The following is a 12,290-nucleotide window of genomic DNA, read 5'->3' on the forward strand; positions in this document are numbered from 1 at the left end:
AATTACCAATCTGTATTACGTTAATTGTTATAAGAATAAGCGCAGAAAGTTGTGATTATTTTTTTAATTTTTAAAAACTTGAGTAGGAATGAGTTAATGTAGACATGTATTGAAATATAAATAGGATGAAAATAATGAGTGGTTGAATTTTGACTTAATACGGATGAAATATCCCGATTAGTCAATGACGTTATCGGATTTTTTATCTCAACTTTTATCGCACTCAGTCGTCTGGCTGTGCTGAATACCCTATGACGGCTCACTTCTCCGCCATAGGATAGGGGGGCTAGTGGGTGTTTTTTGTGCGATACAGCCGGCGTGGGTGGCCAATCTTGCCGTAACGCATTTCGATGTCGAGGAGTTGGTTTTCAACGCAGAACTCCAGATAACGTCGGGCGGTCGTTTTACTGAGTCCGGTTTTTTCGACGATATCATCGACAGAATAGAGTGTCTCGCCGTCATCGTTGGCAAAAATCTGCTTGATCAGCCCCAGCGTGTTCTCTTCAATACCTTTTGCTGACGAGGAGGTGGCTGTGCCGGATGATTGCAATTGATAGAGAATATCGACGTTCTGCTGATCGACAATTTTGTAGGTGTGCTGCGTTTTCACGAATTGAATGAATCGCTCTAGTGAAGATCGCAGCCGTGGGTAGGAAAGCGGTTTGATAATGTAGTCAAAGGCCCCGCAACGAATCGCCTGAGCACAGGTATTCATATCGCTGGCGGCGGTAATAAAGATGACGGAACAATCCATCCCTTTGAGCAGTTGGCTTTCAATCAGCGAAACCCCTTCGCCATCAGGCAAGTAGTTATCCAGCAGGATCAGGCGCGGCCTGTGCTGCTGAAGGAGCTTTTTGGCTTCAAAAAGCGTAGCGGCAATCCCGATGACACGCAGATTGAAATGTTTCTCAATAAATTCAGCATGAATAGTTGCCAGCTTACTTTCATCTTCAACGATTAAGACATCGAAATGTTCAGTGTGCTGCATGGTGTGAATCCCTGTTAGTCTCTGAATTATAAAATAGTGTGTCCGCTATACCTCAAGCGGCCTGTGCGTTGTTCACTACGCGCTGCTTAAATTATTGGGGGGACATCGGAATAAATAGGGAAAATATGCTGCCATTCGGCTGGTTGGCCGAGACTTCGATCATTCCCTGAGCCTGATTGACGTAGCTGGCGACCAGATGTAGCCCCAGCCCGTGATCGCCCTGTGTTTTGCTGGTCACGCCCATTTCAAACAGGCTGTCGGCAATGGCCGGATCGATACCTGTTCCCTGATCGGCGACTTCAATGACCAGCTCTTGTTCGCTGTTATAGATATACACCTCGACAGGATAATGTGGCGCGGTGGTGGCTAATGTGGCTTCCATCGCGTTATCCAGCAAATTACCAATGATGGACATCAGCTCCGTTTCGCTCAGCGTGGGGGGAATGTGGGTGAGCTGGCAGCGTGGGTCGAAAACAATCTCAATGCCTTTTTCCCGTGCCGTCGCGTACTTGCCCAGCAGCAGCCCGCACAGCGCGGGTGAACAGAAGCGGCGCGAAACAAAATCCAGCACCACCTGTGCGCTTTCGGACTGCGCTTCAATATATTTGATGGCTTCGTCATAGCGTTTTAGGTGTAGCAGCCCGGCCAGCGTCGCTGTCCAGTTCAACTGTTCATGGCGCAAAATGCGCAGACTATTCGCGTAACGCTTCACCTGACTGAGTTGCATGCTAAGCGTATGGATATCGTTTTTACCGCGGAAACTGATGACCCAGCCCTGAAGCTCATCTTCCAGCATGATCCGCACTCGGCTGGCAATCACGGTCGCGTGGTTAAAACGGCAGATTTCATCGTGGGTGTCGCTGTTCCACATGGCCTCGCCGGAGAAAAAGGGTACGGGTTTAATGACCGTATCAATCGGCTTGCCGCGCAACAGATAAGACGGTTCGTTCAGCCCGAGGATTTCTTTGGCGGCATGGTTAATGGCAGCAATACGGTGCTGCTTATCGATCGCGATTACCCCTTCGTAGATCGATTCGAGCAGCGCCTTCTGCTGCCTGACTAGCATACGAATCTCAAGAGGTTCGAGGCCAAACATCTGTTTCTTCAGATTCCGTGAGAACCACCAGGAAAAGAGAAACAGCGCGACAAACATCGCCAGAATCGCCAGCAGGATATGCGCCAGTTTACTGAACGTCAGATTATCGATATGGGTTTTCAGATAGCCGACGGAGACAATGCCAATAACCTGACCATCAGCCACGATCGGCGCTTTGCTGCGTAGAGAAATGCCAATGCCGCCCCGGCGCACGGTGATAGTGCTTTTCCCGGCGAGCACCTCAACGTTATCACCGCCCACCATCTGCGTGCCGACAAGACTGGCATCTTCAGAATGAAACAGGTGATGTGCCTGATCATCGCCGATCACGATATAGCTGGCGTCGCTGCGTAGCTTCAATTGCTGAACGAGCGTGCTGATCTGCCTGGTGTCTTTATGCTTCACCGACTCAATCAGGGACGGGATGATGGCGATTTCTCTGGCCTGTACCTGTGCTCGTGTACCCAGCTCGGAATACAACTGCTTATCGATATCGTGATAGTAATAAATACCCGTCATCAGAAGTAACGAAGAGAAGAAGACAATCAAATAGATAAATAATTTGATATGAAAGGAAAGTCTCACTCTCATGATGTGCGGTAGCCTGCTGGTGAACGAAAAATAGCTGATGAATTTATCACGAATGGTAATAAGAATGGGCTGAGAGGAAAAAACTTGTGAGCAATAACACGTTTAAATATGTTGTTACCAATATGATGAGGGTAATAAATAGATAAAATTAAACGACTCTGTTTTCTTTAGTAAACAACTTAATTACGTTTTATCAACATAGTTATTTTTAGGAAATAAAAACCATAAACTCCATAGAAACCGTAAAATTTATTCTGAGCGTAAAATCATCTAACTGCCTGCGTAGTAAACGATTTTTTAATATAAACCATAAAAACCATAAACGCCTTTAAAACTCGTTTTTTAATTTGAAGAGAATCACATAATAATAAGTAACCGCCCCCTATCATTCGCGGACAAAATAAAACGGGGACAGAGTTATGAGCACGACTGATGATTCATATATTGTGGTAAATAATGAGGCGGCTGGGAAGGCCTCATTAAAGGAAAAATGGTGGCACGTTCTGGATACCTATAAAGTAGGTATTATCCCTGTGCCACTCTTTGTATTGGCGGGAGTATTAATCGGCATCGACTGCCTGAGCGGTAAGCTGCCGAGCGACATCGTCGTGATGGTGGCGACGCTGGCGTTCTTCGGGTTTGCCTGCGGCGAGTTTGGTAAACGTCTGCCGATTATCGGCAAGATGGGGGCGGCGGCAATCTGCGCGACCTTTATCCCTTCGGCGATGGTGCATTATGGCCTGCTGCCGGACGTTGTCGTTGAATCCACGACCAAATTCTATAAAAGCACCAACATCCTGTATCTCTATATCTGCTGCATTATTGTCGGCAGCATCATGAGTATGAATCGGCAGACGCTGATTCAGGGCTTCCTGCGTATTTTCTTTCCTATGTTGTGCGGTGAAGTCGCCGGCATGCTGGTGGGCATGGGCGTAGGGATTGCGCTCGGCCTGGATCCGTTCCAAATCTTCTTCTTCCTGATTCTGCCGATTATGGCGGGTGGGGTGGGTGAAGGTGCTATCCCATTGTCTATCGGCTATGCCACGATTCTGCATATGGATCAGGGCGTTGCGCTGGGGCGCGTCTTGCCTATCGTCATGCTGGGCAGCTTGACCGCGATCATCCTTGCCGGTGTGCTGAATCAGTTGGGTAAACGCTATCCACACCTGACTGGTGAAGGCGAACTGATGCCGAATAAAGACAATAACCTGAGTGGCGGCGCAGGCAGTACACCAGCTTCCGCTTTTAGCGGAAAAGCCGATGTCACGACGATTGCCTCTGGCGCGCTGCTGGCAATCCTGCTGTACATGGTGGGTATGCTTGGTCACAAAGTCATTGGCCTGCCTGCACCCGTTGGCATGTTGTTCGCGGCGGTGCTGGTGAAGCTGGCTCACGGTGTTTCACCGAAAATGCTGGAAGGTTCTCAGGTCGTTTACAAATTCTTCCAGACCTCTGTGACGTATCCGATTCTGTTTGCCGTTGGCGTGGCGATTACGCCGTGGCAGGAACTGGTGAACGCGTTTACGATTCAAAACCTACTGGTGATTATTTCTACTGTGGTGACGCTGGTCGCGACCGGTTTCTTTGTGGGTAGAAAAATCGGTATGCATCCGATTGATGTTGCCATTATTTCCTGCTGCCAGAGCGGACAGGGGGGTACCGGTGACGTCGCCATTCTGACGGCAGGTAATCGTATGGTGCTGATGCCATTCGCGCAGATTGCTACGCGTATCGGCGGTGCGATTAACGTATCGATTTCACTGCTCGTGCTCGCCAACTTTTTAGTCTGATGTCATTCAGAAAATAAAAAGTCGCTGAGTTAAATAAGTATTACGTTGAAGAATGAGCTGAGTTAACAGAATAAAAACTGCCACTGCGCGTGGGTTTATTTTGCATAGGAAATATTATGAAACTTGCAAGCTATCGTTATAACGGTAAGAACAGTTACGGCATTTATACGCCAACGGGATTAATCGATCTCGGCGGTAAAATTGGCCACCGCTATCCCGATCTGAAAGCACTGCTGGCGCAGAATGCGTTACACGTGGCACACGAATTCAGTATGAGTACGCCGGATATTCCGGTCGCGGATGTGACGTTCTTACCGGTTATTACCGCACCAGGGAAAATCCTGTGCGTGGGGATGAATTACGCCGCTAAGCGTCAGGAATTTAATGAAGAGAATCCCGCGCCAACATTATTTGTGCGTTTTGCGGATTCGCAAACCGGACACGCGACGCCAGTGATCAAACCGCATTACTCCCGCGAGTTCGATTATGAAGGCGAGCTGGCGGTCGTTATCGGTAAAGGTGGACAGAATATTGCTCAGGATGTCGCGCTCTCTCATGTTGCAGGCTACAGCTGCTACATGGACGGCTCTGCGCGTGACTGGCAGCACAGTTGGTTTACCGCAGGTAAGAACTGGCAGAAAACCGGTGCGTTTGGCCCCTATCTGACCACCACGGATGAAATTCCCGATCCGCATGTGCTGGCAATCCGCACGTATCTGAATGGCCGCATGGTGCAGGACGACAATACCAGCAGCATGATCCACAAAGTGGCAGAATTGATTGAATACATCAGCACCTTCACCGAGCTGAGTGCCGGCGACGTAATCATTACTGGTTCACCTGGCGGCGTGGGTAAAAAACGCAATCCACCGCTGTTTATGAAAGCGGGTGACTGTATTGAAGTTGAAATCGAAAACATTGGCCATTTGCGTAACACGATCGTGGATGCGGCTGTGCCGGTGAAATCGGTTCCGGCAGCCGCTGAAGCCGTCGCGCACTGAATAGCCGTGTAAGTACCAGGCTGCCGGCGCTAAACCGGCAGCTTGCAATAGATTGCCTAAATAATTCGAGTTGCAGGAAGAACCGTGATGTATGCCAATGATTCCGTCTTTTTTGACACGCTGGATGTGCGCCTTCGGGAGCAGGAGAGGAACGCGGTGCGCCAGTTCCTCGCACACTGCCAGCTCGGCATGGATGACGATATTGACATCGTGGTGGTGGGCAAACGGGGCGGGCGGCTGATTGCCTGCGCGGGGTTGGCCGCCAACACCATAAAGTGCGTTGCGGTCGATCCTGAATTCAGACACCTCAATCTGGGCGTGCAGGTGGTGAATGAAGTGATGCAGCAGGCGGCGCAGCGCGGCCACTTCCACCTGTTTCTCTATACCCGACCGGAAAATGTCGACATCTTTCGCGGATGTGGTTTCTATCCGCTGGTGTGTTATCAGGATAACGCAGTGCTGATGGAAAACACGCCGATTGGCATCCAGCAGTATTGCCAGTCTTTGGCGGCTTTTGCGTACCCTGAACCGCTTGCGACGCGGACAGATAAAAAGGTCGGCGCGATTGTGATGAACGCGAACCCTTTCACGCTGGGTCACCGCTATCTGGCCGAGCATGCGGCACAGTCGTGTGACTGGCTGCACGTCTTCGTGGTGCGGGAAGACGTGTCCTTTTTCCCGTTTAGCGAGCGCCTGGAGATGGTGCAGCGCGGCGTGGAACACATCCGCAATGTGACGGTACATGCCGGCTCGAACTACATGATCTCTAAGGCGACCTTTCCCGGCTATTTCCTGAAGGAAGAGAAACTCATCACCCGTGCCCATGCGGCGCTGGATTTACTCATTTTCAGGAAATATATCGCGTCAGCGCTCGGCATTACCCAGCGTTTCGTCGGCACCGAACCCTTTTGCCCGGTGACGTATCAGTACAACCAGGACATGCACTATTGGCTGGAGAAAGACCAGACGGTCTCTTCCCCAGCGCTAAGCGTGGTTGAAATTGAACGTAAACGGCAAACCTCAGGACTGGCTATTTCCGCTTCGGAAGTCAGGAAATTACTCAAGCTTCGGCAGTACAGCCGTATTCAGGACATCGTGCCAGCCTCAACTTTTGCGCATTTACAGCGCTACTACGAACCCGAATACGCGTAATTAAAATTAATCAGGATAAGTCTATGAAGATTGTTAAGGAGTCCTTAGCAGGCACCTTTGAATCCAGTGATTTGCTGGTCAAAGTGGCACCGGCTGACGGGAAACTCACCGTGGTCATTAACAGCGAAGTCATGAAACAGTTCGGTCACCAAATCAAACAGGTCGTGAATGACACGCTGAAAGAACTGGGCGTACAGGAAGGGACGATCATTGTGGATGACAAAGGCGCGCTGGATTGTGTCATCCGTGCTCGCGTGCAAAGCGCGGTACTGCGCGCCGCAGACGGACAGCAGATTGAATGGGAGAAATTGTAATGAATAAGCTTCGCCGCAGTATGTTGTTCCTCCCGGGCGCGAACGCCGCCATGCTGTCTAATGCGTTTATCTATAAGCCTGACTCCATCATGTTCGATCTGGAAGATGCCGTTTCCCTGCGCGAGAAAGATACCGCACGCCTGCTGGTTTTCCATGCGCTCCAACACCCGATGTACCGTGATATTGAAACCGTCGTGCGTATTAACCAGCTCAGTACGCCGTTTGGCCTGCTGGATCTGGAAGCCGCCGTGCGCGGCGGTGCGGATGTGATCCGTCTGCCGAAAACCGATTCCACCGACGATGTCGATGAGCTGGAGCACCATCTGGTTCGTATCGAAAAGGCCTGCGGGCGTGAAGTCGGTTCTACGCGCATCATGGCTGCGATTGAGTCTGCGGTCGGCGTCATTAACGCCGTCGCGATTGCACGCTCTTCCGAGCGCATGATCGGGATAGCGCTGGCGGCGTTCGACTACGTGATGGATATGCAGACGGAACGCGGTGACGGCACGGAGCTGTTTTATGCCCGTTGCGCCGTGTTGCATGCCGCTCGTGCTGCCGGTATCGACGCCTTCGACGTGGTCTATCCCAATGTCAATGACGATGCAGGCTTCCTGAAAGAGGTCGATCTGATCCGTAAGCTGGGCTTCAACGGTAAATCCCTGATTAACCCGCGCCAGATTGAGCTGTTACACAACGCTTATGCCCCGACACAGGACGAAGTGGACTATTCCCATCTGGTGATCAAAGCCGCTGAAGAGGGTGAACGTGCTGGTCTGGGCGTCATTTCCCTGAACGGGAAAATGATCGACGGGCCGATTATCGACCACGCCAGAAGAGTGCTGGAACGTGCTCAGGCCTCCGGCGTTCGCAAATAGCTATTGCGTGATTGCACCGCAATTGCCGCTCTCAGGAATCACAGGATTAGACAATGAGTCATTTTATTGAAGCACTGCAAAAGCAGTACCCAGAAAAAAGCCATCTGCAACCCTTCGTCAATGCGAATCAACATACGCCGTGGCTGAATGATGTCGCACAAAAACATGAACGCAAACTGTGCGCCGATCTGGAAGAGGCGATTCGTCACAGCGGACTGAAAGACGGGATGACGATCTCTTTCCACCACCATTTCCGCGAAGGCGATAAAGTCATTAATCGGGTGATTGATACGCTGGCACGAATGGGTTTTCGCGATCTGACATTGGCATCCAGCTCGCTGATGAGCTGTAACGCGTCGCTGATCGACCACATTAAAGCGGGCGTGATCAGCCGGATTTACACTTCGGGGATGCGTGGCAAGCTGGCCGATGCGATTTCTCATGGATTAATGAAAGAACCGGTACAGATTCATTCTCACGGGGGGCGCGTCCATTTGCTGCAAAGCGGTGAACTGAATATCGATGTCGCTTTCCTCGGGGTACCGTGCAGCGATGAATTTGGCAACGCCAACGGCACCACTGGGAAATCCAGTTGCGGCTCACTGGGCTATGCGATGGTCGATGCGCAGTTTGCTCGAAAAGTAGTGCTGTTGACTGAGGCACTGGTGCCGTTCCCGAACATGCCGGCCAGCATTGTGCAGGATCAGGTGGATTACATCGTTCAGGTGGATGAAGTCGGCGATCCGGCCAAAATTAGCGTAGGCGCGGCGCGCGTCACCAGCAACCCGCGTGAGCTGCTAATTGCCCGTTCCGCGGCAGACGTGATTGAACATGCCGGTTATTTCAAAAATGGTTTCTCGATCCAGACCGGCTCCGGCGCGGCCTCGACGGCCTGTACGCGTTTCCTCGAAGATAAAATGCGCCAGCAGAACATCGTGGCACGCTTCGCCCTCGGCGGCATCACGGGCGGGATTGTCGATCTGCACGAAAAAGGGCTGATCGAAAAGCTGATCGATACCCAGTGTTTCGATGCCAATGCGGCTGCATCGCTGGCAAAGAACCCGAATCATGTCGAGATTTCCACTAACGTTTATGCCAATCCGAGTTCTAAAGCGGCTTGCTGCGATCAACTGGATATGGTGATTCTCAGCGCGCTGGAAATTGACACCGACTTTAATGTCAACGTCATCACCGGCTCCGATGGCGTGATGCGTGGTGCGTCCGGTGGACACTGTGACGTCGCGACGGCAGCGAACCTGACCATCGTTGTTGCGCCGTTGATTCGTAGCCGCATCCCGACCGTGGTGCGTCAGGTGACGACGCGGGTTACACCGGGAGAAAGTATTGACGTACTGGTGACCGATCACGGCATTGCCGTCAACCCCGCGCGACCTGAGGTTGCTGAACGCCTGAAACAGGCGGGGCTGACGGTGATGACGATTGAGGCGCTGTATGAGCGTGCGATTGCGCTGGTGGGTGAACCACGCGCTATCGAGTTTCACGATCGCATCGTCGGCGTTATTCGCTATCGCGATGGCAGCGTAATTGACGTTGTTCGTCAGGTGAAGGAAGCCGACGAATAAGCGGTAAACGCATGAGGGAATCGACGATGACAAATGCTGTTTCCATCTCGCTGGAAACCTTACTCGCGGCGAAGGAACGCCGCGCAGTTCGCCAACAAGAGTGGCTTGCCCGCCACGGTGTGACGTTGGTGTCGCTGACGCTGGTCACGCCAGGGCCGATAAAAGATAGCGAAGGCTATCGGCAGGTGATGGCCGAAGCTATCAAATCGTTTGCCTTGCTGTGTCAGAAGCGGGGATGGACGGTGCTGGAGCAGCAAACACTTTGGCTGGCAACAGGCGCAGAAGGGCTATGGTCGATCACCAAAGATGCGCTGTCCGTGAAGGCTGCGACTATTGCGCTGGAAGATAGCCATGAGCTGGGGCGGCTATGGGATTTCGACATCTTCAGCCCAGAAGACGGATCGATTGGCCGGTCGATGTTGGCGCACAGCGGGCGCACCTGCCTATTGTGCGACCAGATGGCACACGCCTGTAGCCGTTCGCGTCGCCATTCACTGCCTGAGCTGCTTGAGCACATTGAGGAAAAGGTTCATGCCTACTTTACGCCAGCCTGACGGTATCCTGTCGGCCGCAGTATCCCGTTTCGCAATCGTCGATATCGGGGAACGCGGCGCGTTACCCGATATCGACCGACGGGTGGCCAATGCGCTGACGATGGAAGTCATGCTGACGCCGAAGCCCGGACTGGTGGATCGCGCCAATAACGGATCTCACCGCGATATGGATGTTGCGCTGTTTCAGACCAGCATTCAGGCGATCTCTCCCTGGTTCCGGCATTTTACCGAGGCGGGTTATCAACACGCCAGCGTACCGCTAGCGCAACTGCTGTTTCAGGTTCGGCCTATCGGCATCGCCTGTGAACAGGCGATGCTGTCGGCGACGAAAGGCGTGAATACCCATAAAGGTGGGATTTTCGCATTTGGCCTATTGTGTACCGCCGCCGGTTGGCTGGCAGGACGGGGAGAGCGTGTAACGCAGCGCAGTCTATGCGATAGCGTCGCTGCCATGTGTCACGATCTGGTGCGTAATGAGCTAGCGGCATGTTCTGGTGCAGCGACGGCGGGTGAACATCTTTATCAGCGTCATGGACTGACGGGGGCGAGGGGAGAGGCTGCCAGTGGGTTCAATACCGTATGCCAGTACGCGTTGCCCGCCCTGACTCAGGCTATTGCCGCCGGAGAGGATGACGAAACCGCGCTGTTACGGACGCTGCTGGTGTTGATGGCCCACAATCCGGACACCAATGTCGTTTCACGCGGTGGCATGGACGGATTAGCGTTTGTGCAAGATTACGCACGGAGATTGCTGACAGGTCCGCTGGATCGTCAGGCGCTAAGAGAGATGGACGACGCGCTGATTGCCAGAAACCTTAGCCCAGGCGGCAGCGCCGATCTACTGGCCTTAACCTGGCTGCTGTATCACTACCCTGCAGAATAGCAAACGAACAGGTGCGATAAAAGGCGCTGGCAGCGATGCGATTCATTATTTGACTGCGCCTTAACACTTTTCCTCTTGTTCCACTAAATTTATTGAGAAAATTGCCGATATAGTTTTCACTAACTATACCCCTCATACTTCGAGTTGCCTCTGTGCTGGCTGGTTAAATTCATTCTCGACGAATGTGTTCTTTGCTTGCCACCCTCCTGTAACTCGAATTATTTAGGGTATGTATCGTGCTATTTCAGGGACTCCGAGTAATCGTTTTCAATATGCAGCCAGTGCGGTGGCATCGTGTTGGCACACATGGGACTTGAAAGATAACGAAGAGGCGTGCATCAATATAAACCATTGACACATAGTCCATGTAAATAATGGTGGGGATGAAAGCGGTGGATGAAAATTTGAAAGAGCAGTTTGTTAAGCGCAACAAACTGGCCATCTGTGCAACGCTGCGCGAATTAAAGAAGAATGCTACGTCTCTGATGGTTCACCATCCTCATGGACAGTTTATCAGTAAAATTCTTGACGTTGTACCCGACAACAACCTGTTTGTCTTCGATTTAGGCGGCATTGAGCGTGAGAATAACCGCGCGCTGTATGCAGGTGCACTGTCTTTTGTCGCTGAACCCGCAGGGGCAAAAGTCGAATTTAATGCCGAAATTGCAAAAACGGTGGACTACGACGGGCTGCCAGCCTTTAGCGCGCAGATTCCTGAACTGCTTTATCTCATCCAGCGTAGAACCTATTTCCGCATCAATACGCCGCTGTGGCCGCCATTGACGTGCCGTGGCGAACTACCGGATGAGAGCATTTTCCTGTTCACCATCAAAGATCTTTCTCTGGGAGGATTGAGCCTGTATACCGACCGTGATACCACGGGGCTGTTGACCGAAGGCGATATCATTAAGAGCGTGGAGATGGATCTGGCTGACCACGGTTTTTTCTGTGTTGATTTGCAGTTCGTCGGTCAGGCAATGGTGAAGATCGTCGATAACAAAGGTGAAGTGAAGTTGACGCAGCGTTTGAGCTTCAAGTTTCCTTCACTGAACGCATCGCAGGAACGGGATCTTCAGCAGGTGATTTTTGAGTTGGAAAGATTACAAAATGAAAAGAAAAAGCGATTCCAGGAGTGGTAATTTTTAAGCACCACTTTTTATGTGGGCTTCACACATAACAGCAACGTTTTTATAACGAGTATTCGCTTATTTATCCTACTTATTACCCATAAGTCATGCGAAAAGCCGACGTACAGGCTTCTCGAAGAAGGGTGGGGATAAATAAATGGTTTCCAACGTTCTCAGAGCCTTGTCAGATGAGATCGAGTGGTGCAGAATACGCGCCTTGCAAATAACCGACGTCTAATAGCGTCGGTTATTTTTTTACATTTATGCTCGTCAACCTTCAGGTTACAGGGGGATTGGTGTGGTTTCTTACCTTTCTCTGTGGCTCAGGTTTGCTGG

The 12,290-nt window shown here is 51.5% G+C and carries 11 protein-coding genes; 9 read left to right on the forward strand and 2 right to left on the reverse strand.

The features are described 5' to 3' along the window. Window positions 1-286: 286 nt before the first annotated feature. Together H0248_RS15475 and H0248_RS15480 are read right to left on the reverse strand one after the other, a co-directional pair. Window positions 287-988 (reverse strand): response regulator, encoded by a 702-nt coding sequence (locus H0248_RS15475; protein WP_180786575.1) that lies wholly within the window; start codon window positions 986-988, stop codon window positions 287-289. 91 nt (window positions 989-1,079) lie between these two features. Further along, the gene (locus H0248_RS15480) at window positions 1,080-2,675 is read right to left on the reverse strand and encodes an ATP-binding protein (protein WP_039514631.1); all 1,596 of its coding nucleotides are present in this window, start codon (window positions 2,673-2,675) and stop codon (window positions 1,080-1,082) included. A gap of 419 nt (window positions 2,676-3,094) precedes the next feature. On the opposite strand from H0248_RS15480, the gene H0248_RS15485 reads away from it, so the two are divergent. The 9 genes from H0248_RS15485 (at window position 3,095) to H0248_RS15525 (ending at window position 11,966) form a co-directional block, all read left to right on the forward strand. After that, window positions 3,095-4,465, forward strand: a complete 1,371-nt coding sequence (locus H0248_RS15485; RefSeq protein ID WP_180786576.1) for a 2-hydroxycarboxylate transporter family protein — start codon at window positions 3,095-3,097, stop codon at window positions 4,463-4,465. A 116-nt stretch (window positions 4,466-4,581) separates the two neighbouring features. Then, window positions 4,582-5,466, forward strand: a complete 885-nt coding sequence (locus H0248_RS15490; RefSeq protein ID WP_180786577.1) for a fumarylacetoacetate hydrolase family protein — start codon at window positions 4,582-4,584, stop codon at window positions 5,464-5,466. A gap of 87 nt (window positions 5,467-5,553) precedes the next feature. Then, window positions 5,554-6,618, forward strand: coding sequence for a [citrate (pro-3S)-lyase] ligase (gene citC, locus H0248_RS15495; RefSeq protein ID WP_180786598.1), 1,065 nt, complete (start codon window positions 5,554-5,556; stop codon window positions 6,616-6,618). Window positions 6,619-6,641: 23 nt separating this feature from the next. Next, window positions 6,642-6,932, forward strand: coding sequence for a citrate lyase acyl carrier protein (gene citD / locus H0248_RS15500; protein ID WP_010277114.1), 291 nt, complete (start codon window positions 6,642-6,644; stop codon window positions 6,930-6,932). Then, window positions 6,932-7,807, forward strand: coding sequence for a citrate (pro-3S)-lyase subunit beta (citE, locus tag H0248_RS15505; RefSeq protein ID WP_014915099.1), 876 nt, complete (start codon window positions 6,932-6,934; stop codon window positions 7,805-7,807). The genes citD and citE overlap by 1 nt, the downstream gene beginning before the upstream one ends. A gap of 53 nt (window positions 7,808-7,860) precedes the next feature. After that, window positions 7,861-9,390: a citrate lyase subunit alpha gene (gene citF, locus H0248_RS15510; protein WP_180786578.1), complete on the forward strand. Its 1,530-nt coding sequence runs from the start codon at window positions 7,861-7,863 to the stop codon at window positions 9,388-9,390. A 26-nt stretch (window positions 9,391-9,416) separates the two neighbouring features. After that, window positions 9,417-9,944 carry a citrate lyase holo-[acyl-carrier protein] synthase gene (gene citX, locus H0248_RS15515; protein WP_180786579.1) on the forward strand — a complete coding sequence of 176 codons (528 nt, stop codon included), beginning with the start codon at window positions 9,417-9,419 and terminating at the stop codon, window positions 9,942-9,944. After that, on the forward strand, window positions 9,922-10,827 hold the full coding sequence (gene citG / locus H0248_RS15520; protein ID WP_180786580.1) for a triphosphoribosyl-dephospho-CoA synthase CitG: 906 nt from the start codon (window positions 9,922-9,924) through the stop codon (window positions 10,825-10,827). The genes citX and citG overlap by 23 nt, the downstream gene beginning before the upstream one ends. Before the next feature lie 383 nt (window positions 10,828-11,210). Further along, window positions 11,211-11,966, forward strand: coding sequence for a flagellar brake protein (locus tag H0248_RS15525; protein ID WP_180786581.1), 756 nt, complete (start codon window positions 11,211-11,213; stop codon window positions 11,964-11,966). Window positions 11,967-12,290: the final 324 nt, after the last annotated feature.

Origin of the sequence: Pectobacterium brasiliense, from assembly GCF_013449685.1 — a bacterium.
Classification (GTDB): Bacteria; Pseudomonadota; Gammaproteobacteria; order Enterobacterales; family Enterobacteriaceae; genus Pectobacterium; species Pectobacterium brasiliense_A.

Bases quoted from the DNA above. Each gene is read 5' to 3' on its own strand.
- H0248_RS15525 (WP_180786581.1), top strand. From the start codon at position 11,211: ATGAAAGCGGTGGATGAAAATTTGAAAGAGCAGTTTGTTAAGCGCAAC.
- citX (WP_180786579.1), top strand. From the start codon at position 9,417: ATGACAAATGCTGTTTCCATCTCGCTGGAAACCTTACTCGCGGCGAAG.
- H0248_RS15490 (WP_180786577.1), top strand. From the start codon at position 4,582: ATGAAACTTGCAAGCTATCGTTATAACGGTAAGAACAGTTACGGCATT.
- citG (WP_180786580.1), top strand. From the start codon at position 9,922: ATGCCTACTTTACGCCAGCCTGACGGTATCCTGTCGGCCGCAGTATCC.
- H0248_RS15480 (WP_039514631.1), bottom strand. From the start codon at position 2,675: ATGAGAGTGAGACTTTCCTTTCATATCAAATTATTTATCTATTTGATT.
- H0248_RS15475 (WP_180786575.1), bottom strand. From the start codon at position 988: ATGCAGCACACTGAACATTTCGATGTCTTAATCGTTGAAGATGAAAGT.
- citC (WP_180786598.1), top strand. From the start codon at position 5,554: ATGTATGCCAATGATTCCGTCTTTTTTGACACGCTGGATGTGCGCCTT.
- H0248_RS15485 (WP_180786576.1), top strand. From the start codon at position 3,095: ATGAGCACGACTGATGATTCATATATTGTGGTAAATAATGAGGCGGCT.
- citF (WP_180786578.1), top strand. From the start codon at position 7,861: ATGAGTCATTTTATTGAAGCACTGCAAAAGCAGTACCCAGAAAAAAGC.
- citD (WP_010277114.1), top strand. From the start codon at position 6,642: ATGAAGATTGTTAAGGAGTCCTTAGCAGGCACCTTTGAATCCAGTGAT.
- citE (WP_014915099.1), top strand. From the start codon at position 6,932: ATGAATAAGCTTCGCCGCAGTATGTTGTTCCTCCCGGGCGCGAACGCC.